Raw genomic sequence first — 22,106 nt, forward strand, 5'->3', positions numbered from 1 at the left:
TGCGGTTGAATCGCTAGCGATTGACCCGACGCAGAGTCAGGTTGATCCGCCCGCCCTGCTTCAGAAGCGTCGATGTGCCGGGATAGATCCGGTCAACGCCATGGAACGCCAGCCGGCCCTCCCCTCCGAGCACCACGATATCGCCGCTGGCGAGCTTCACGGAACTGGTTCTGTCGTTCCGCTCCAGACCGCCGACGCGGAAGAGGCACGTATTGCCGAGCGAGACGGACAGCACCGGCGCCTGCAGGTCCTGTTCGTCACGATCCTGGTGCAGGCCCATCTTCGCATCATCGGCATAGAAATTGATGAGGCAGGCCTCCGGCGGCTTGTCATAACCGGCATATTGCTGCCAGAGCCCCAGCAGTTCGTCCGGCATGGCCGGCCAGGGCTTGTGCGTTACCGGATGGGTTTCCTGGTAGCGATACCCCCTCGCCTTGTCCGTCACCCAGCCGAGCGGGCCGCAATTGGTCATGCGTACGGACATAGGCCGACCGGTTCCCGGCATCACCGGCACGTAAAGCGGCGCCTCCGCCACGACAGCGCGGATCACCTCGACCAGATGCTCCTGGGCCGCCCGGTCGAGCGCTTGCGGGTGGTGAATGATGCCCTTGGCCAGAGACAGCATGATTCGATCCTAATCGCCCGCGGGGCGGCCGCGCATTTTCTTCACCTCGGAACGGCCTGACTTTTCCTTCAGGCGTCGCTCGACGGAACCCTTGGTCGGCTTGGTTTTCTTGCGCGGTGGCGGTGGCGGTTTGGCGGCCTCGAGCAGCAGTTCCTTCAGGCGCTCGCGCGCATCCTCGCGATTGCGCTCCTGGCTGCGGAAGCGATTGGCTTCGATAATCAGAACGCCGTCCTTGCTGAGGCGGCGGCCGGCGAGCTTTGCGGCGTTTTCCTTGATGCGATCGGGCAGCGACGGGGAGCCCATCAGGTTGAAGAACAGCTGGACCGCCGTCGACACCTTGTTGACGTTCTGACCGCCCGGACCGCCGGCCAGCACGAATTGCTCCGTCAGTTCCCATCCGGCAAGAGTGATTCGGCTGTTGATGACGAGAGGATCGCTGGCCATGATCTCCGTCTATTCCACAAGAGCGGACAAAAGAAAACCGCCGAGGCCAAAGACCTCGGCGGCTCCCGATGTTCCACGTGAGTCGTTACTCGGCGGCGGCCAGCATGCCCGGTGCCGCGTCGCGCACCTTGCTGTCGACATGGTTTTCGAACTTCGTGAAGTTCGAGATGAACATGTTGACGAGCTTCGTTGCCTGCGCGTCGTAGGCTGCGCCATCCGCCCAGGTCGAGCGCGGATCGAGGATCGCGGTCTCAACACCCGGCACGGCGACCGGCACCACGAAGCCAAAATTGGTGTCCGTGCGGAATTCCGCCTTCTTCAGTTCACCGGTCAGTGCCGCCGTCAGCAGCGCCCGCGTCGCCTTGATCGGCATGCGACGACCGACACCATAGGCGCCACCGGTCCAGCCGGTGTTGACCAGCCAGCAATCGACGCCGTGATGGGCGATCAGATCGCGCAACAGGTTGCCGTATTCTGTCGGATGACGCGGCATGAAGGGTGCGCCGAAGCAGGTCGAGAAGGTCGCTTCCGGCTCGGTCACGCCCTTTTCCGTTCCGGCGACCTTGGCGGTGTAACCGGAGAGGAAGTGATACATCGCCTGTTCGGGCGTTAGCTTGGCGATCGGCGGCATCACACCGAAGGCATCGGCGGTCAGCATGATGATCGTCTTCGGGTGCGGCGCAAGGCCGGTTGCCGAAGCGTTCGGGATGAAATGCAGCGGATAGGCGCTGCGGGTGTTTTCCGTCAGCGACGCATCGTCGAAGTTCGGGACGCGGTTTTCGTCCATCACCACGTTTTCGAGCACGGTGCCGAAGCGGCGTGTCGCAGCGTAGATCTCCGGCTCGGCTTCGGCCGACAGGCGGATCGCCTTGGCGTAGCAACCGCCTTCGAAGTTGAAGATGCCGTTTTCGCCCCAGCCATGCTCGTCGTCGCCGATCAGCGTGCGGTTCGGATCGGCAGACAGCGTGGTCTTGCCGGTGCCCGACAGGCCGAAGAAGACAGCCGCATCACCATCCGGGCCGACATTGGCCGAGCAATGCATGGGCATGACGCCCTTTTCCGGCAGGAGATAGTTGAGAACGGTGAAGACCGACTTCTTGTTCTCGCCGGCATACGAGGTGCCGCCGATGAGGACCAGACCGTTGGCGAGGTCGCAGGCGATCACCGTTTCCGTGCGGCAGCCGTGGCGGGCAGGATCAGCGCGGAAGCTCGGCAGGTTGATGATCGTCAGCTTCTGCTGGAAGGCGCCGAGCGTCGAGCGGTCGGGGCGGATCAAGAGGTTGCGGATGAAGAGCGCGTGCCAGGCAAGCTCGGTCACCACGCGGGTCGGAAGCGCGTAGTCACGGTCGGCGCCGCCGACGAGATCCTGCACATACAGCGTCTTGCCGGCCGCATGGGCAAGCATGTCCTGCTTGAGCAGCGCGAAGTGCTCCGGCGACATCGGCTTGTTGTTGTCCCACCAGATGTTCGCGTCGGTGCTAGCATCACGCACGACGAACTTGTCCTTCGGCGAACGACCGGTGTGCTGGCCGGTCACGGCCCGCAGCGCGCCATCGACCGTCAGCTCGGCTTCACCATTACGAAGGGCAGCCTCGTAGAGTTCACTCTCATTCAGGTTGTAATTGACACGCGCGGCACCAGCCAAACCGATGGCCGCCAAGCCGTTCGACGGATTGTGAACTCCGTACTCCTCCATGTCGCGCTTTCCTTTGAGCTGACGTTGATGATGGCGCAAGCTAACGAGCGAAATCTAAAAGAGCAAGAGCTTCAATCCAATTACATCAATAAAATCAAACTATTAATCGATTTAAAAATTTTTCGACATATTTAAATCGGTTTGAGAGGCATAAAATTCTCGTCCACGGGAGGTCTGAGGACCGCGTTTATGCGACCCGAAACCGGCTCCCCTTTATCTTTGCCACAATTTGTTCCACCTTTATCCCCAAGACACGCACACCCGGACAGGGAGTTCGGCTGGGCCACAATCCAGGAGATGCGTACAGAATGGCGGAGACAGACAGTATGCAGACTATCGCGTTGGTAGACGACGATCGCAACATTCTCACCTCGGTGTCCATCGCACTGGAGGCTGAAGGCTACAGGGTCGAAACCTACACGGATGGTGCGTCTGCGCTGGACGGGCTTCTGGCACGGCCGCCGCAGCTCGCCATCTTCGACATCAAGATGCCGCGTATGGACGGCATGGAACTTCTGCGCCGCCTGCGCCAGAAGTCGGACCTGCCAGTGATCTTCCTCACCTCCAAGGATGAAGAGATCGACGAGTTGTTCGGCCTGAAGATGGGCGCGGACGATTTTATCACCAAGCCGTTTTCCCAGCGCCTGCTGGTGGAACGCGTCAAGGCGATCCTGCGCCGTTCGGCCAAAAGCGATGTGGCGCCGGTTCCCGGCAGCAAGGCGGCTGCCGACCAGCAGGCCCGCACGCTGGAACGCGGCCAACTGGTGATGGACCAGGAGCGCCATACCTGCACCTGGAAGGGCGAACCGGTGACGTTGACCGTCACCGAGTTTCTGATCCTGCATTCGCTGGCGCAGCGCCCCGGCGTGGTGAAGAGCCGCGATGCGCTGATGGATGCGGCCTATGACGAGCAGGTCTATGTCGACGACCGCACCATCGACAGCCATATCAAGCGACTTCGCAAGAAGTTCAAAATGGTTGACACCGATTTTGATATGATCGAGACGCTCTACGGCGTAGGTTATCGATTCCGCGAAGCAGCCTGATTTGCTTCCGACAGACTTCGCAACGCTGCTTCACCGCACATGAACCGCCGTGACGGCCGGCGGTTGCCGTGAAAGGGAAAGGCTTGGCCGATCAGACGATCCATTCCGGGAATTCGGGCGGGGAGGATGCACAGACCTCCCGCGCATCGGGACGGGTTTGGTCGCATCCGTTCACGCTGGTGCGCCGCATCTTCGGCAATGCCGTCTTTTCCAGTCTCACGCGCCGCATCCTCTTTTTCAATATCGCAGCCACCGTCGTTCTGGTCGCCGGCATCCTTTACCTCAATCAGTTCCGCGAGGGCCTGATCGATGCACGCGTCGAAAGCCTGCTGACGCAGGGCGAAATCATTGCCGGCGCAATCTCCGCCTCCGCGTCGGTCGATACGAACTCGATCACCATCGATCCGCAGAAACTTCTCGAGCTGCAGGCGGGGCAAAGCATAACGCCGGTGCCGAATGACGAGGATCTCGACTTTCCCATCGACCCGGAGCGCGTGGCACCGGTGCTGCGGCGCCTGATTTCGCCGACCCGCACCCGCGCACGCCTGTTCGATGCCGATGCCAACCTGATCCTCGATTCGCGCCATCTCTATTCGCGGGGCCAGGTTCTGCGTTTTGATCTGCCGGCGGTCGAAGGAGAAAATGCCACCTGGAGCAGCTGGTTTGCCGGCGTGATCAACCGCATCCTGCAGCCCGGCAATCTGCCGGCCTACAAGGAGGCGCCGGGCGGCGACGGCTCGATCTATCCGGAAGTGATGAACGCGCTGACCGGGGTTCGAGGCGCGGTGGTGCGTGTCACCGACAAGGGCGAACTGATCGTGTCCGTGGCTGTCCCCGTCCAGCGTTTCCGCGCGGTGCTGGGTGTTCTGCTGTTGTCGACGCAAGCGGGTGACATCGACAACATCGTGCATGCCGAGCGGCTTGCCATCATGCGCGTCTTCGGCGTTGCGACCCTCGTCAACATTCTCCTGTCGCTGCTTTTGTCCTCCACGATTGCCAATCCGTTGCGGCGCCTGTCGGCTGCTGCCATCCGGGTGCGGCGCGGTGTCAAGCAACGCGAAGAAATCCCGAACTTTTCGGCACGCCAGGATGAAATCGGCAATTTGTCGATTGCCCTGCGCGACATGACGAATGCGCTTTATGACCGCATCGATGCGATCGAAAGTTTTGCCGCCGATGTGAGCCACGAGTTGAAGAACCCGCTGACCTCGCTGCGCAGTGCGGTGGAGACCCTGCCGCTTGCCAAGACGGAGGATTCCAAACAGCGCCTGACGAACATCATCCTGCACGACGTGCGTCGCCTGGACCGCCTGATCAGCGATATCTCCGACGCATCACGGCTGGATGCGGAGCTTGCCCGCTCAGATGCGGCACCGGTCGATCTTGAAATTCTGCTCGGCAATCTGGTCGAGATTTCCCGCCAGATCCGCACCGGACGCAAGCCGGTCGATATCGATCTGGTTGTCGACCACAAGCAGGGCACCAAGACCAGCTATGTGGTCCAGGGCCACGATCTGAGGCTTGGACAGATCGTCACCAACCTGATCGAGAACGCCCGGTCCTTCGTTCCGGAAAAGGGTGGACGCATCGTCGTCCATCTGTTCCGCGCCAGGGGCAACTGCATCATCCAGGTCGACGACAACGGTCCGGGCATCCGGGCCGAAGACATCGACCGTATCTTCGAACGCTTCTACACCGATAGGCCCGAGGGCGAGAGCTTTGGCCAGAATTCGGGTCTCGGCCTGTCGATCAGCCGCCAGATTGCCGAAGCGCATGGCGGCACGCTGAAGGCTGAAAACCTGACGGATGCCACCGGTCAGCTGACAGGCGCCAGGTTCATCCTGTCACTGCCCGCGGGTCAGCCGACATGACGGGACCGGCGAACAACGTCCACGGCACTGCGATCGTACTCGGGAAAAGAGGCCTGATCTTTCTCGGGCCGCCCGGTGCCGGAAAATCCGAACTCGCTTTCGCCTGTCTGGCGGCAGCGCGGTCGCAGGGTGTCTTTGCCGCCCTCGTCGCCGACGACCAGGTCTTCATCTCGATGGAGAACGGGCAGACCATCGCCACACGGCCGGCATCGATTGCGGGGCTGCTGGAGCTGCGTGGCAGCGGTATCGTGACCCTGGAGAGCGTGGAGCGCGCCGCGCTGCATCTGGCGATCCGGGTGATCGATCCTCTGCGGGACGAGCGCCTGCCGCCGGCCGGCGAGAGAACCGATCTTGGCGGCCTCGCGGATCTGCCGCTGATCCGCCTGTCCGGCCGCTCCATCGCACCACTGGCCACGATTGCCGCGCTTCACGCGGAATTCAAAGGGGAACCACCTTTTTCATGATGCGTGACATACCATTTTTAGCTTGCACTTCGACTCTACATCGACAAGATGGCTTCCCACCGCCGTTGGGTCTGTTGCAATGCGAAACAAGGCCGAGCGTATCGTTGTACCTGGGGGTGATTTCACTATGATCGGACTTGTGCTTGTCACGCATGGCAAGCTGGCTGATGAGTTCCGACATGCGCTGGAGCATGTGGTAGGGCCGCAAAAGAACATCGAAACCGTCTGTATCGGCCCCGAAGACGACATGGATCAGCGACGTCAGGATATCCTGGACGCGGTGAACCGGGTTGATGATGGCCATGGCGTCGTGATCCTCACCGACATGTTCGGTGGCACGCCGTCCAATCTTTCGATATCCGCGATGAATACCGGCAAGATCGAAGTCATTGCCGGCGTCAATCTTCCGATGTTGATCAAGCTGGCAGGCGTACGCGTGGACAATGACATGCAGAAGGCTCTGGCCGAAGCGGCCGATGCCGGGCGCAAATATATCAACGTCGCAAGCCGCGTTCTGAGCGGCAAATAAGATCATCCATGACGAACCTTTCCCGCGAACTCCTGATCATCAACAAGCGCGGCCTGCACGCCCGTGCATCCGCCAAGTTCGTGCAGACGGTGGAGGGGTTCGACGCCCAGATCCAGGTCTCAAAGGACGGCATGACCGTCGGCGGCACCTCGATCATGGGGCTGATGATGCTCGCCGCCAGCCCCGGCTGCACCATTGAGGTCACCGCCAGCGGCCAACAGGCGGAAGCGGCGCTCGACGCGCTCGCCAATCTTGTCGCCGATCGGTTTGGCGAAGAGATGTAATGAACATATAAAGACTTCTTTATATCCTTATTGCTAGTTTCCGGGAACCCTGCTACATCGCAGGGCAGCGCCGCTGCGGATTGCAGCGGCTGGATGAACGCCGCTTGCCGATGAGCGGTAGCCCCCTGCGGAGCTGGAGAGCCACCATGACCACTGAAAAAGATTACATTGTCGCGGATATCGCGCTTGCCGATTTCGGCCGCAAGGAACTCAACATCGCCGAAACCGAAATGCCGGGCCTGATGGCCTGCCGCGAGGAGTTCGGAACGTCGAAGCCGTTGAAGGGCGCGCGTATCTCCGGCTCGTTGCACATGACGATCCAGACCGCCGTCCTCATCGAGACGCTGAAGGTTCTGGGCGCCGACGTCCGCTGGGCCTCCTGCAACATCTTCTCCACCCAAGACCACGCCGCCGCCGCGATTGCCGCCGCCGGCATTCCGGTCTTCGCCGTCAAGGGCGAAACGCTGACCGAATACTGGGAATATACCGACCGCATCTTCCAGTGGACCGATGGCGGCCTCTCCAACATGATCCTCGACGATGGTGGCGATGCCACCATGTACATCCTGCTCGGCGCCCGCGCTGAAGCCGGCGAAGATGTTCTCTCCAACCCGGGTTCGGAAGAAGAAGAGATCCTGTTCGCACAGATCAAGAAGCGCCTGCAGGCTTCCCCCGGCTGGTTCACCAAGCAGCGTGATGCGATCAAGGGCGTGACCGAAGAAACCACCACCGGTGTTCACCGCCTGTACGAACTGGCCAAGAAGGGCCTCCTCCCCTTCCCGGCAATCAACGTCAACGACAGCGTCACCAAGTCGAAGTTCGACAACAAGTACGGCTGCAAGGAATCGCTGGTCGACGGTATCCGCCGCGCAACCGACGTGATGATGGCCGGCAAGGTTGCCGTCGTCTGCGGTTACGGTGACGTGGGCAAGGGTTCTGCCGCTTCGCTCGTCGGCGCCGGCGCCCGTGTAAAGGTCACCGAAGTCGATCCGATCTGCGCCCTGCAGGCCGCCATGGACGGTTTCGAAGTCGTGCAGCTGGAAGACGTGGTCTCCACGGCCGACATCTTCATCACCACGACCGGCAACAAGGACGTCATCCGTCTCGACCACATGCGCGAGATGAAGGATATGGCGATCGTCGGCAACATCGGCCACTTCGACAACGAGATCCAGGTCGCGGCCCTCAAGAACCTGAAGTGGACGAACATCAAGCCGCAGGTGGACATGATCGAGTTCCCGAAGGGCAACCGCATGATCCTTCTGTCGGAAGGTCGTCTGCTGAACCTCGGCAATGCGACGGGCCACCCGTCCTTCGTCATGTCGGCCTCGTTCACCAACCAGGTGCTTGGCCAGATCGAGCTCTTCACGAAGACCGAAGAGTACAAGCCGGGCGTCTATATCCTGCCGAAGCACCTCGACGAGAAGGTCGCGCGCCTGCACCTGGCAAAGCTCGGCGTGAAGCTGACCGAACTCTCCGACGAGCAGGCATCCTATATCGGTGTCTCCAAGCAGGGTCCGTTCAAGGCTGAGCACTACAGATACTAATCTGAGCTGACTAATCCACAAGATATAGAGGCCGCGGACTTGACAAGTCCGCGGCTTTCTTTTTTGCGCCCCACCCTTTGCCTGGATTTCCGAAGCAGATATTGTTTTCAGACTCGATTCGCGCAGGCTGAAGGCGTCGGCCGCGCGGTCAGGGATGTCTTGTCGATGATGCGGCACTTGGACGGAGACAGACCGAATGACAGCATTTTTTACGGCTCACCCCAGGCGGGCCAAGACCGATGACGGCAACGAGGCGCCGGCATTCGGTGGACGATGGATGGCGGAACACGTGACAAGAAAAAGACTGAGTGGCCTTGGGCGGGTTTATCATCTCGCCAGGGCAGCGCTGACGGGCACGGCTCTTTCCGGCATGGCCGGCATTGCGCTGGCACAGGATGCGCGCCTGCCGGCGGCCCGCCTCTTCACCTCCTCCGAGGTGATCTTTCCATCGCTTGCCATCGGCGCGATTGCGGCCGCACTGTTCTCGTCGATCTGGCTGTTTCGCCAGCGGACCCATCTCGAGGCTGAAAGCCAGGAGATGCGGGGTGCACTATCGGATGCCCAGCAGACGATTTCCAAATATGAGGCGCTGATCGCCGAAAAGAACCGCCGCATCGTCATCTGGGAAGCCGGTCCGTCGCGGCCCGAATTCCTCGGCCACCTGCCGCCGGAAACCGGCGCGCCGGCCGAAGCCAAACAGTTTCTCGCATTCGGCAAATGGATGCGTGCCCATTCCGCTGCCGAGCTCGAACATGCGATCGAAGCTCTGCGCGGGCAGGCCCGTAGCTTCGACATGGTGGTGGAAACCAATCGCGACGAAATCCTGGAAGTGCAAGGCCGCGTCTCCGGCGGCAAGGCCTTCGTGCGGTTCATCGCACTCGACAATCTGCGCGCCGAACTGGCTGAACTGAAGATCGAGCGCGAGAGACTTGTCTCCTCGATCAACCTGTTCCAGTCGCTGCTCGATGCGCTGGAACAGCCGGTCTGGCATCGTGACCGCGATGGAAACCTCGCCTGGGTCAACCATGCCTATGGCGAGGCGGTCGAAGCCTCCAGTCCTTCGCAGGCCGTGCAGGAAAGCCGCGAATTCCTCGGCACGATCGCACGCGAAAAGATCCGCGCCACGGCAACCGTCGATTCGCCCTTCCATGACCGCGTCTCGACCGTCGTTGGCGGGAACCGCACCGTTTTCGACGTGGTCGACGTGGTGGGCAAGGCCGGTTCCGCTGGCATGGCGATCGACGTTTCCGAAGCCGAAAGCATCAAGGCGGAACTGCACCGGACGCTGAAAAGCCATGCGGAGACGCTGGATCATCTTGCAACGCCGGTTGCGATCTTCGACCGGGACCAGCGGCTGCAATTCTACAATCAGGCCTTCGTGCGCCTGTGGGATCTCGATCTCGGTTTCCTGGAAAGCCGGCCGGACCACAACGAACTTCTCGACCGCCTGCGCAGCCAGAACAAGCTGCCGGAACAGCTGAACTGGCGCAACTGGAAGGAAAGCGTGCTCTCCGTCTACCGCGCGCTCGATACGCAGACCAACCGCTGGCACCTGCCGAACGGCCAGACGCTGCAGGTGATCGCCACCGCTCATCCGCAGGGCGGGGCAACCTGGGTCTTCGAAAACCTCACCGAACAGGTGGATCTGGAAACCCGCTACAACACGCTGGTGAAGGTGCAGGGCGAGACCATCGACCATCTGACCGAAGGTGTCGCGGTTTTCGGGCCGGACGGGCGCATCCGCCTGTCGAACCCGGCCTTCCGGGCGCTTTGGGGCCTCACCGAAGACCAGACCAAACCCGGCACGCATATCCGCGCCATCGAGGCCGCCTGTGCGATGGAATACGACAAACCGGACGGCTGGCGTCTGTTCGGCCAGATGCTGACCAATTTCGACGACGAACGCCCGTCGCTGCAGGGCACGTTCGAGCTCTTCTCCGGCATCGTGCTGGATTATGCCGTAACCCCGCTGCCGAATGCGCAGACCATGCTGACCTTCGTCAACATGACCGACAGTGCGCGCGCCGAGCGGGCGCTGAAGGAAAAGAACGAGGCCCTGCGCAAGGCCGACGAGCTGAAGAACGATTTCGTCCAGCACGTCTCCTACGAACTGCGTTCGCCGCTCACCAACATCATCGGCTTCACGGATCTCCTGAAGACGCCGGGGATCGGTTCACTCAACGAACGGCAGGCGGAATATATCGACCATATCTCCACCTCCTCCTCGGTGCTGCTGACGATCGTCAACGACATCCTGGATCTCGCGACCGTCGATGCCGGCATCATGGAGCTGAACTATTCCGACATGGACATCGACGATCTGCTCGATGATGTCGCGATGCAGATCGCCGATCGGCTGCACGAAAACGCGGTGATGCTGGAGATCGTTGCGCCGAAGGGCATGGGCACGATCGTCGCCGATCAGCAGCGCCTGAAGCAGATCCTCATCAAGCTCATCACCAACGCCGCGAATTTCTCGCCGGAAGGCTCCACCATCACGCTCAGCAGCTGGCGCAACGGCAACGACTTCTTCTTCTCCGTCGCCGACAAGGGCCCTGGCATTGCCCAGGACATGCTGGAGACCGTGTTCGATCGTTTCTCGAGCGGCAAGGGCGGCAAGCGCAGCGGCGCAGGCCTCGGCCTGTCGATCGTCGAAAGCTTCGTCAACCTGCACAAGGGCGACGTGAAGATCGACAGCCGGCCGGGTGAAGGCACGACCGTCACCTGCCGTATCCCGAGCGCCATCTCCTTTCGATCCGTCGCCGCCGAATGACTGCTGACGATCGGATCGTCCTGGACCTGGCTGACGAAGCGGATACGATCCGCTTCGGCGAGGATCTGGCGCTGGCTTTGAAGCCGGGCGACTGCCTGGCCCTTTCCGGCGATCTCGGCGCCGGCAAATCGACCCTGGCGCGCGCCTTCCTGCGGGCAATTGCCGATGATCCGGAGCTTGAAGTGCCGAGCCCGACCTTCACGCTGGTGCAGAGCTACGATCTCCGAATCCCCGTCGCGCATTTCGATCTCTACCGCCTGGCCGATGGTTCGGAGCTCGATGAGCTGGGTTTTGACGAGGCGCTGGCGGAGGGGATCTGTCTGGTGGAATGGCCGGAAATGGCCGAGGCGGAACTGCCAAAGGACCGCATACGCCTTCAGCTGACCCATTCGGACGCAGGGCGCCGGGCTGAGATTTCCGCGCCGCCGCACGCCGCCGCGCGCATCCGCCGCGTTCTGGCGATCCGGCAATTCCTGTCCGACCATGGCCATGCAGAGGATGCGCGGCGCTTTCTCAGCGGTGACGCCTCCTTCCGGGCCTATGAGACCGTGACTGATGCAGAGGGCGGACGGCGGATCCTGATGGACTGGCCGCTTCGTCCGGAAGGTCCGCCGGTTCTCGACGGAAAACCCTATCCCAAGGTGGCGCATCTTGCCGAAGATGCCTACCCTTTCGTGGCCATCGCGCGCCACCTGCGCAGCATCGGCCTTCTGGCGCCCGAGATCCTGGCGGTCGATTATGCCCAGGGCCTGATGCTGATCGAGGACCTGGGGCAGGACGGCGTTGTGGACGAAACCGGGGCCCCGATCGCCGAACGCTACGGTGCCGCCATCGATTGCCTTGCCCATCTGCATGGCACGGCACCGGCCTCCGACATCCTCGTCGCTCCCGATCATGTCCACCATATTCCCGCTTTCGACCCGGTCGCGATGACGATCGAGACGCGGCTTCTGCTCGACTGGTATCTGCCGTGGAAACGAGGGGGCCAGCCGGTCGGTGATGACGAACGCAGTGCCTTCATCGAGATCTGGAGCGGCCTGATTGCCGCGCTCGATGGTGCGGAGCGGCATCTGCTCCTGCGCGACTATCACTCGCCGAACCTTCTCTGGCAGCCGGGCGCCGAAGGACTGCAGCGGATTGGCCTGATCGATTTTCAGGACGCGATGATCGGGCCGACGGCCTATGACGTTGCCTCGCTCATCCAGGATGCGCGCGTGACCATTCCACCCGCCCTCGGCGCGGACCTGCTGGAGCGATATATCCGCAGCCGCCGAGCACAGGGCGTGTTCGATGAAGACGGCTTCCGTATGGCCTACGCCATCATGGCGGCCCAGCGCAACTGCAAGCTCGTCGGGCTCTGGGTGCGGCTGAAGGAACGGGACGGCAAACCCGGTTATCTGCGCCATATGCCGAGAACACTGACCTATCTCGGCGAGGTTCTTTCTCACCCGGTGCTTGCACCCTTGCGCCAATGGATGGCACAAGCAGGCATAGAGTTCAGCGAATCCAGGGCTTAAACCTGATGCTTGTCGAGAATGCCATGGTGCTGGCCGCAGGGCTTGGCACGCGCCTTCGTCCCTTGACCGACCGGATGCCGAAACCACTTGTGCCGGTCGGCGGACGGCCGATGATCGATTACGTGCTGGATGCACTATCGGAAGCCGGCATTCGCACCGTGTGTGTCAATGTTCATCATCATGCCGACCAGATGGAAGCCCATCTGGCTGAGCGCACCGATATGAATATCCTGATCTCCGATGAGCGTGCCCAGCTGATGAACAATGGCGGCGGCCTTGCCAAGGGGCTGAAGCTCCTGCCCCCCGGCCTCGTCATGGTGATGAATGCCGATCTGTTCTGGGTCGGCGAGACGCAAGGCACCCCCACGAATCTGCAGCGGCTTATCGCGGAATTCGATCCGTCGAGGATGGACATGCTGATGCTCTGCGCGCGTCCGGAACGCGTCGTCTGCCATGCCGGCAAGATGGATTTCCGTTTGCACACCGATGGCAGGCTCACGCGCTATCAGGCCGATGACCCGGATCCGGTCGTTTATTCGGGCGCCTTCGTCATGCATACCGATTTCTTCGCCGATGCGCCGGAAACCGCCTTCAACCTCAACCTTTATTTCGACAAGGCTATTGCCCGGCAGCGCCTCTACGGGATCGAACTCTCCGGCCACTGGCTGACCGTCGGTTCGCCGGAGGAACTGGAGCAGGCCGAAGCCTTTCTCGCCAGCCGTTTCGGACCGGCCTGATGCCCATGGAGGATCGTGGCCACAAACGCATCCTCACCATTCCGGCCGCCGTGCCTTTTCTGCGTACGGTGGCTGCCGGTCTGTGTGACGGGCGCGTGCTGCCCTCCTTCCGTTATGATCCCGATGATCCCCTGTCTCTCTCCAAGGTGACGATCTATGTGCCGACGCGGCGCGCAGCGCGCGTGCTGCGATCCGAATTCGTCGAGCTGCTCGGCGGACGCTCGGCGATCCTGCCGATCGTCCGGCCGCTGGGCGAGACGGATGACGACGACGGCTTCTTCGATCTCGTCGCCCCCAAAGAAATGGACCTCGCCATGCCGATCAGCGGCACCGCGCGGCTCCTCGAGCTCGGTCGCCTGATCCTCGCCTGGCGCAATGCGCTGCCACGCGCCATCATGGATGTACACCAGGAATCGCCGCTGGTGGCGCCGGCAAGCCCGGCCGATGCCATCTGGCTTGCACGGTCGCTGGCCGAACTCATTGATGCGATCGAGACGGAAGAGCGGGACTGGTCGGACCTCGAACGGCTGCAGACGGCGGAACATTCGCTCTGGTGGCAGCTGACGGCAGAATTCCTGAAGATTGCAAGCGCCTTCTGGCCGGCGCGTCTGGAAGAACTGCGGCGTTCTTCGCCGGCAAAACATCAGGCCGCGCGGATCAATGCAGAAGCGCAACGTATCGCGGAGCGCAGCCATGACGGGCCGGTGATCGTCGCCGGCTCCACCGGCTCGGTTCCGGCAGCGGCCCATCTGATTGCCGCCATCGCTGGTCTGCCGAACGGTGCGGTCATTCTGCCGGGCCTCGATCTCTCCATGCCGGACGACCAGTGGGTGATGCTGGGCAAGGGCGCGGACGGCTTAAAACCCGATCCGACGAGCCGCAGCCATCCGCAATACGGTCTCTACCGTCTGCTGCAGCGCCTTCAGGTGCCGCGCGACGAGGTGCAGATCTTAGGCGATGCATCGGAAGACCTGCGTTGCCGGGCAGAGCTTTTGTCGCAGGCTCTCGCACCTGCCGATGCGACCGATCGCTGGAATGCCTGGCGACAATCGACATCGACCGGCACCGTCGCCTCTGCCTTTGCCGATGTGGCGTTGATCGAAGCCGCCAACGAGCGAGAAGAAGCGACCGCGATTGCGATTGCGCTCCGGCTTGCGCTGGAGGAACCGGGCGCGGACGGGCCGTCCCAGGCAGCACTCATCACCCCGGACCGGGCGCTGGCGCATCGCGTGACGGCGGAACTCGCCCGCTTCGGGATCACCGCCGACGATACCGCCGGCACGCCGCTGTCCGCCACACCGCAGGGTACGCTGCTCACCCTCGTGCTGGAATCGATCCTGCGCCCTGGCGATCCCGTCGCCATCACCGCGCTCCTGAAACATCCGCTCGCCTGCTTCGGCATGGCCAATGACGAGTGCCGCCCGGCGCGGGAGGCGCTGGAGCTTCTGGCACTGCGCGGCGGCACGGGAGAACCGGACATCGCGTCGCTGCTGCCCCTCCTCCAGCGGCGTCTGAAGGAGCAGGACGAGGACCGTCATACTCCGCAATGGCGCCTGTCGCTGCCGGAGGGGGCACGGGACCAGGCACTGGTTCTGGCCGAGAAAATCGAGGCAGCGGTCGAACCGCTGGCAGAAGTCCTGGTCACCCGCGTGCCGGACGGGCGGCGAATCTCCGCCAGGCTGCCGCTGTCGGACTGGGCGACCCGAACGGGCCGGGTGCTGGAAGCCGTTGCCGCCAATGCCGACGGCGACCTGCGCCCGCTCTGGACAGGAGAGGCCGGCGAGAGGCTGGCCGCGGTGCTTTCCGAGATCATCGAAACCGATGGGCAGATCGAGGCGGACGGGCCGCAGTGGATCGACATCATGGCGGCGCTTCTCGCCAGCGAAGCAGTCAAGCCGCGACAGCTCAGCCATCCGCGCGTCTTCATCTTCGGCACCCTGGAATCGCGCCTGCAGCGCGTGGACACGATGATCCTGGGCGGGCTGAACGAGGGTTCCTGGCCCGGCCAGTCGGTCAACAATCCCTTCCTGTCGCGCAGCATGAAGACGGACATCGGGCTGGAGCCGCCGGAACGCAAGATCGGCCAGCTGGCGCATGACTTCGAGATGGCGAACGGCACACGCCGGCTGATCTATTCCCGCTCACTGCGCAAAGGCGGCGCGCCGACGGTTGCCTCCCGCTGGCTGCAGCGCCTGCTAGCGCTTGGCGGCGAACAGCTGGCCCGCGACCTGCGGACCCGCGGAGCATGCTATCGCCACTGGGCGCAGCAGTTGGATGAATCGGCGCTGAGTGAAAAACAGGCCCTGGCAAAACGGCCGGCGCCGACACCACCCGCCGATCTGCAGCCGGCGAAATATTCCTTCAGCGAAGTGGGCCGCCTGCGCCGCGACCCCTATTCCATCTATGCCCGGCGCATTCTGAAGCTCGACCCGCTGGAGCCGTTCAACGAGGATCCGGGCGCTGCCGAACGCGGCACGCTCTACCACCGTATCATCGAGCGCTACACAAAGGTGGCGCCGGTACCGGGCACCCCGCATGCCGAAGACGTGATGCGCCGGATCACCGATGAAGAATTCGACCGGGAAAACCTGCCGCCGCATATCGATCAGGTCTGGCGTCCGCGTTTTCGCGAGGTGGCGCGCGCCTTCCTGCGCTGGGAGGCTGATCGCGCGCCGGATATCCGCAAAACCTATACCGAACTGCCGGCTGGCTTCGAGCTTGCCGAGGCAGGCATCCGGCTGACTGGCATTGCCGACCGGATCGACATCAAGGGGTCGGGTGATGCCGATATCATCGACTACAAGACGGGGCTGAACCCCTCGCCCGCCCAGGCCCGCGCGCTCTTGGACCCACAACTGGCACTGGAGGCGGCCGCCCTGCAGGCCGGCGCCTTCAAGGCGCTTGGCGCCCAGCGGCCCGACAATCTTCTCTATGTCCGCCTGCGCCCCGGCGAACGTTTCACGTGCGACAAGGTCAACAACGAGGGCGCCCGCGCGACGGCCACCAGCCAGCCGAAATCCGCGATCGAGTTGGCCGAGGATTCGATCACGCAACTGACCACGCTCGTCAAACGCCTGCGCGACAACAGCGTTGGGTTTGCTTCCCGCGTCATTCCGGTGATGCAGAGCGATTTCGGCGGCGAGTATGATCACCTCGCCCGCGTTGCCGAATGGTCGACCGCCGATGCCGAGGATGGTGATGCCGATGACTGAGATGAGCCTCGAATCGCTCGGCAACGACCCGCATCAGTGGCTGACCTGGACGGCGCAACAACAGGCGCTCGCCTCCGATCCCGACAGTTCCGCCTGGGTCTCCGCCAATGCCGGTTCCGGCAAGACACATGTGCTCACACAGCGGGTGATCCGGCTGCTACTGGCCGGCTGCCGACCGTCGGCAATCCTCTGCCTCACCTATACAAAGGCCGCGGCCTCGGAAATGTCGAACCGGGTCTTTCAGCGGCTCGCCGAATGGGCGGTGCTGCCGGACGAGGAACTGGCGAAACGCATCGCCGCCATCGAAGGTCATGAGCCGGATTCATTCAAACTGGCCGATGCGCGACGCCTGTTTGCAAAAGCGCTGGAGACACCGGGCGGGCTGAAGATCCAGACGATCCACGCCTTCTGCGAGGCGCTGCTGCACCAGTTTCCGCTGGAAGCCAATGTGGCGGGGCATTTCTCCGTGCTGGACGATGTCTCGGCCTCCGCCCTGCTGGCGGAGGCGCGGCGGTCGCTCCTCACCGCCACCGCAATCGAAGAGGACAGCGCGCTGGCGGGCGCCTTTGCCCATGTGCTGGATCTTGGCGATGAGACCGGGCTGGAGGCGCTGCTATCCGATATCGTCGCCAACCGCACCGCGATCCGCCGATTTTTCGACGAAGCGGACGGCCGGGGCGGCGTCGAACTGGTTCTGACCCAGGCCTTCGGCCTGCAGCAAGGCGAGACAGAAGCCTCGGTGCTCGCGGCCTACTGGCCGCTGAAGGGCCTGCAGGGCTCTCGTCTCACCACCTATCTGGAGGTGGCCGATGCCAAGGGTGGCGCCAAGGCCGCCGAGATTGCCTATGCGCTGCGGCAGGCAGTTGAAGAGACGGCCCCGGCGATCCGTGCCCGGCTGCTCGACCAGATCTTCATGACGCAGGCGGGCAAACCGAAGGCGGAGTCCTCGCTGATCACCAAGGCCATGGCGACGGCGGCACCGGATCTTGCCGATGCGGTGATCGCGGCGCGCGACCATGTGGCCGCTCTCCGAGACCGGTTGAAGCTGGTCCGCATGCTGGCCGCCACACGCGCGGCGCTGACGCTCGCCGAACGGCTGAACGAGGATTACGAGGAGCTGAAGCGGCGCCGCAGCCTGCTCGATTTTGAGGACCTGATCAACCGCACCGCGGAACTCCTGACCCGTGACGGCGTGGGTGCCTGGGTGCATTACAAGCTCGACCAGGGCATCGACCACATTCTGGTGGACGAAGCGCAGGATACGAGCCCGATCCAGTGGAGCGTCATCCAGTCGCTGGCTGAGGACTTTTTTGCCGGCCGCAGCGCCCGCGAGACCCGGCGAACGATCTTTGCCGTGGGCGACGAAAAACAGTCGATCTACTCCTTTCAGGGAGCACGGCCGGAACGTTTTGCCGAGGAGCGAAATCTGACCTCCAAACGGGTGGCGCGCAGCGGCCAGAATTTTCATCCCGTGCGCCTGCCGCTTTCCTTCCGCTCCACCGCCGATGTGCTGAGTGCGGTCGACCAGGTGTTTTCCCTGCCGGAGAATGCCCGCGGCCTCAGCGCCACAGGCGATCCGGTCATCCATCGCTCCAATCGCCTCGGTCATGCCGGGGCCGTCGATCTCTGGGACACGGTCGTGCCGGATATTGCCGAGATGGAGGAGGATTGGACGGCCCCCTTCGATGCGACTCCGGACAAGGCGCCATCCGCCATCCTTGCCGGTCGGATCGCCCATCACATTGGCGAACTGGTGGGACATCAGACGATCATCGAGAAAGGCAAGGAGCGGTTGATCCGCCCCGGCGACATTCTGGTCCTGGTGCGCAAGCGCGATGCCTTCGTCAACGCACTGACCCGTGCGCTCAAACGACGTGGCGAAATTCCCGTCGCCGGGGCCGACCGGCTCCGACTGGCAAGCCATATCGCGGTGCAGGACCTGATGGCGCTCGGCCGGTTTCTTTTGCAGCCGCATGACGATCTGTCGCTCGCCGCTTCCCTGAAGAGCCCGCTCTTCAACCTGACCGAGGACGATCTCTTCCGCCTGGCCGCCCTTCGACCGGAGAAGACCAGCGCATGGGCGCATCTGTGTGCGCTCGCCGACCAGCAGGACCCGGCTTTTGCCAAGGTCCGGGAGGACCTCATTCGCCTCAAAACCATGGCTGAACGCTGCGGCGTGCATGACTTTTTCGCCAGAGTGCTGGGCGCGGAAGGCGGTCGCAAACGCTTTCTCGCCCGGCTTGGCAGCGAGGCGGGAGACATTCTTGACGAGTTCCTGAGCCTGGCGCTCGAACACGAGGACAAGGCGCTGCCCGGCCTGCAGAGCTTCATCTCGACGCTCGAGCTGGAGTCCCCAGAGATCAAGCGCGAACAGGATAGCGGCCGCGACGAGGTGCGCATCATGACCGTGCATGCCTCCAAGGGTCTGGAAGCGCCGGTGGTGTTCCTGGTCGATTCCGGCTCCAAGGCCTTCATCTCCAGCCACGTGCCCAAATTCCGCTTCCTGAAGATTGGCGAAACGGACGTCCCCGCCTGGGTGCCGGGCAAGACGCTGTCCAATGCCCTGACCGCGACCGATGATGATCGGCTGAAACAATCGGCGGAAGAAGAATATCGGCGCCTGCTTTATGTTGGAATGACCCGCGCAGCCGACCGTCTGATCGTCTGCGGTTATCGGGGGAAACGCGAAAACGAGGACAGCTGGCAGGCGATGATCGCCCGGGCGCTGTCGGCTGATCCGGAGCACTGCCAGCCGGCAGAGTTCGCCGGACCCGATGGAAGCTGGACCGGCCATCGCTGGCGCCTCGGCACACCGGAGCTTCGGCCGGTGGAGCGGCATGTCGAGGATGAAAAGCATGAGGCACGAGACAGCCTTCCCGCCGCCCTGTTCAGGCCGCTGCCGCCTGCCCCACCGCTACCCCGCCCTTTAAGCCCCTCCGGTGCCGGCATTATCATCGAGGACGAGGATGGGGATGCGGCTTTCGTCTCGCCACTCTTTGGCGAACAGCAAGAATCCGCCGGGCTGTCGCTGCAGAAGGGCCGGTTGACGCACCGCATGCTGCAGGTCCTGCCAGGCCTGCCTGCGGCCGAGCAGGAGGTGTCCGCGCGGCGCTACCTCGAGCGCGCCGCAGCCTTCTGGCCTGCCGGAGAGCGCGAGGCACTGCTATCGGCGGTCATGGGCGTGCTGCGTCATCCGCAACTCCAGGAGATTTTTGCCGCGCATGCCCAGGCGGAGGTCTCCATCATGGGGCGTCTGTCGTTGAAGGGGCGCGACTACGCGGTCTCCGGGCGCGTGGACCGGCTGGTGGTGACCGAGGACGGTCACATCGTGATCCTTGACTACAAGACGAACCGCTTTCCGCCGCGGCGGCTCGCAGAAGTCCCGTTTGCCCACCGGGCCCAGATGGCGATCTATGCGGAAATCCTGAAGCCGCTTTATCCGGCACACCGGATTGCCTGCACGCTCGTCTATAGCGAGTCGGCGAGCGTCATGGAACTGCCCCACAATCTGCTGGCTGGCACGCTTGAAGAACTCCTGACAAAGTGAGATAGGCAGGCATTGAATTTGACGCGCCCGCGCATCACATTGTTGCCAACACCCCTATCGAAGGAGAGCCCTATGGCTACCGTGAAAGTCGACAATTCCAACTTCCAGGCCGAAGTTCTGGACGCTTCCGAACCCGTCGTTGTGGATTTCTGGGCGGAATGGTGCGGCCCGTGCAAGATGATCGCGCCGAGCCTTGAAGAAATTTCGTCGGAATTGGCCGGCAAGGTGAAGATCGCCAAGCTGAACATCGATGAAAACCCGGAACTCGCCGCCAAGTTCGGCGTGCGCTCCATCCCGACGCTCGCCATGTTCAAGGGCGGCGAAGTGGCCGACATCAAGGTTGGCGCCGCGCCGAAGACCGCCCTCTCCAGCTGGATTTCCGGCGCCGCCTGAGCGTTTCGGACGAGACCAGACAGACAAAAGCCCGGTTTTCGCCGGGCTTTTTCGTTCTTACTTTTTGGCTGGCGGCTTATTTCGGTGGCGTGCCGTTGTCGGCCAAAACATTGCCGGCGAGATAGAGCGAGCCGCCGATGAGGATTCGCGGCGGCACATCGCCTTCCAGCTGGCGGGCAGCGATTTCCTTCAGGGCATCGGCCACCGTCGAGTGCGGTTCGGCAACGAGGCCGGCATCATAGGCGGCATTGGCCAGAACCACCGGATCCAGCCCGGCATCACTGCCGCGGATCGGGACGGTGAAGACACATTCGGCGATATCGGTGAACGCCCGAAAATAACCGATCGGGTCCTTCGTGTTCAGCATGCCCGTGACGAGATAAAGCGGCCTTGGCTGCTTTTCCTCGAACGCTGCCATGGCCTCGGCGATCACTTCGCCGGCACCCGGATTGTGGCCACCATCCACCCAGATCTCGGCCCCCTTCGGCGCGAGCGGGATCAGCGAACCTTCGGTCAGCCGCTGCAGGCGACCCGGCCATTCGACGCCGGTCATTGCCTTTTCCATCGTGGCCTCGGTCACCGCAAAACCTGCGGCCCTGACAGCCCGAATGGCGGCTGCCGCATTCGCCAGCTGATGGCGTCCGGGAAGCCGTGGCAGCGGCAGATCGGCCAGGCCGAACTCGTCCTGATAGACCATACGGCCGAACTCTTCATGGGCGGAAAAATCCTGCCCATAAACGGACAGAGGACAGCCCAGGCGCTCGGCGGTCGTAATCAGCGCCTCTTCGGCGGCTTCGAACTCCTGATGGCCGATGACGACCGGATGACCCTTCTTCATGATGCCGGCCTTTTCGGCGGCAATCAGTTCCACCCGGTCACCAAGATAAGCCTGGTGATCGAAGGAGATCGGCATGATGACGGAGACCGCCGGCCGATCGACGACGTTGGTGCAGTCGAGACGACCGCCCATGCCGACCTCGATGATCACGGCATCCGCCGGAATTTCGGAAAACAGCAGAAAACCGGCCGCCGTCAGGATCTCGAACACGGTAATCGGCTGGCCGGCATTGGCCGCTGCCACCCGGCGAAGCGCATCGGCCAGAAGGGCATCACCGACGAGCACACCCGGCCCGCCACGCTGGCCGATCCGGTAGCGCTCATGCCAGTTGACGAGATGGGGAGAGGTATGGACATGCACGGCATGACCGCCCGCTTCCAGAAGCGCGCGGCTGAAGGCGGAGACTGATCCCTTGCCATTGGTGCCGGCCACATGGATCATCGGCGGGAGCCGGTCCTGCGGGTTGCCCAGCACCTCCAGAAGACGTCGCATGCGCCCAAGGGTCATGTCATAACCCTTGGGATGCAGCTTCATCAGCTCGTTGATAACCTGTTCTGCCTCGCTCTGGGCAATCTCATTCATC

General features: G+C 62.8%; 16 protein-coding genes. 12 read left to right on the forward strand and 4 right to left on the reverse strand.

Translation table 11 applies throughout. The annotated features are described in order from the left end of the window. Positions 1-13: 13 nt before the first annotated feature. From OU993_RS07575 to OU993_RS07585, 3 genes are all read right to left on the reverse strand, one after another. Positions 14-625 (reverse strand): alpha-ketoglutarate-dependent dioxygenase AlkB family protein, encoded by a 612-nt coding sequence (locus tag OU993_RS07575; RefSeq protein ID WP_268155862.1) that lies wholly within the window; start codon positions 623-625, stop codon positions 14-16. A gap of 9 nt (positions 626-634) precedes the next feature. Beyond that, positions 635-1,069 (reverse strand): alternative ribosome rescue aminoacyl-tRNA hydrolase ArfB, encoded by a 435-nt coding sequence (gene arfB, locus OU993_RS07580; protein WP_165217268.1) that lies wholly within the window; start codon positions 1,067-1,069, stop codon positions 635-637. An 85-nt stretch (positions 1,070-1,154) separates the two neighbouring features. Continuing rightward, on the reverse strand, positions 1,155-2,765 hold the full coding sequence (locus OU993_RS07585) for a phosphoenolpyruvate carboxykinase (RefSeq protein WP_268155867.1): 1,611 nt from the start codon (positions 2,763-2,765) through the stop codon (positions 1,155-1,157). A gap of 326 nt (positions 2,766-3,091) precedes the next feature. Here OU993_RS07585 and OU993_RS07590 point away from each other — a divergent pair, with 326 nt between their 5' ends. From OU993_RS07590 to trxA, 12 genes are all read left to right on the forward strand, one after another. After that, entirely contained in the window at positions 3,092-3,811 is a 720-nt protein-coding gene (locus OU993_RS07590; protein WP_206531622.1) for a response regulator transcription factor, read from the forward strand. Between the two features lie 83 nt (positions 3,812-3,894). Further along, positions 3,895-5,682, forward strand: a complete 1,788-nt coding sequence (locus tag OU993_RS07595) for a stimulus-sensing domain-containing protein (RefSeq protein ID WP_442792885.1) — start codon at positions 3,895-3,897, stop codon at positions 5,680-5,682. Then, positions 5,679-6,146, forward strand: a complete 468-nt coding sequence (locus OU993_RS07600) for an HPr kinase/phosphorylase (RefSeq protein WP_268155869.1) — start codon at positions 5,679-5,681, stop codon at positions 6,144-6,146. Before OU993_RS07595 ends, OU993_RS07600 begins: the two co-directional genes overlap by 4 nt. A gap of 127 nt (positions 6,147-6,273) precedes the next feature. Next, positions 6,274-6,675, forward strand: a complete 402-nt coding sequence (locus tag OU993_RS07605) for a PTS sugar transporter subunit IIA (RefSeq protein ID WP_268155871.1) — start codon at positions 6,274-6,276, stop codon at positions 6,673-6,675. A gap of 8 nt (positions 6,676-6,683) precedes the next feature. Continuing rightward, positions 6,684-6,959 (forward strand): HPr family phosphocarrier protein, encoded by a 276-nt coding sequence (locus OU993_RS07610; protein WP_268155873.1) that lies wholly within the window; start codon positions 6,684-6,686, stop codon positions 6,957-6,959. A gap of 146 nt (positions 6,960-7,105) precedes the next feature. Next, positions 7,106-8,506 (forward strand): adenosylhomocysteinase, encoded by a 1,401-nt coding sequence (ahcY, locus tag OU993_RS07615; RefSeq protein WP_268155875.1) that lies wholly within the window; start codon positions 7,106-7,108, stop codon positions 8,504-8,506. A gap of 196 nt (positions 8,507-8,702) precedes the next feature. Beyond that, entirely contained in the window at positions 8,703-11,279 is a 2,577-nt protein-coding gene (locus OU993_RS07620; RefSeq protein WP_268155876.1) for an ATP-binding protein, read from the forward strand. Then, a complete protein-coding gene (gene tsaE, locus OU993_RS07625) occupies positions 11,276-12,796 on the forward strand; it encodes a tRNA (adenosine(37)-N6)-threonylcarbamoyltransferase complex ATPase subunit type 1 TsaE (protein ID WP_268155878.1) in 1,521 nt (506 codons plus the stop codon). The genes OU993_RS07620 and tsaE overlap by 4 nt, the downstream gene beginning before the upstream one ends. Positions 12,797-12,801: 5 nt before the next feature. After that, the gene (locus tag OU993_RS07630) at positions 12,802-13,533 is read left to right on the forward strand and encodes a nucleotidyltransferase family protein (protein WP_268155880.1); all 732 of its coding nucleotides are present in this window, start codon (positions 12,802-12,804) and stop codon (positions 13,531-13,533) included. Between the two features lie 5 nt (positions 13,534-13,538). Beyond that, entirely contained in the window at positions 13,539-16,745 is a 3,207-nt protein-coding gene (addB, locus tag OU993_RS07635) for a double-strand break repair protein AddB (protein WP_268157567.1), read from the forward strand. Then, positions 16,738-20,292 (forward strand): double-strand break repair helicase AddA, encoded by a 3,555-nt coding sequence (addA, locus tag OU993_RS07640; RefSeq protein ID WP_268155882.1) that lies wholly within the window; start codon positions 16,738-16,740, stop codon positions 20,290-20,292. Before addB ends, addA begins: the two co-directional genes overlap by 8 nt. Positions 20,293-20,364: 72 nt before the next feature. Beyond that, entirely contained in the window at positions 20,365-20,685 is a 321-nt protein-coding gene (gene trxA, locus OU993_RS07645) for a thioredoxin (RefSeq protein ID WP_268155884.1), read from the forward strand. Between the two features lie 76 nt (positions 20,686-20,761). On the opposite strand, the gene OU993_RS07650 is transcribed toward trxA, so the two are convergent. Beyond that, complete coding sequence (locus OU993_RS07650) at positions 20,762-22,105, reverse strand: bifunctional folylpolyglutamate synthase/dihydrofolate synthase (RefSeq protein WP_268155886.1); 1,344 nt, start codon at positions 22,103-22,105, stop codon at positions 20,762-20,764. Between the last annotated feature and the right edge of the window lies 1 nt (position 22,106).

The sequence above is a fragment of the Rhizobium sp. SL86 genome, from assembly GCF_026672545.1.
GTDB lineage: Bacteria > Pseudomonadota > Alphaproteobacteria > Rhizobiales > Rhizobiaceae > Neorhizobium.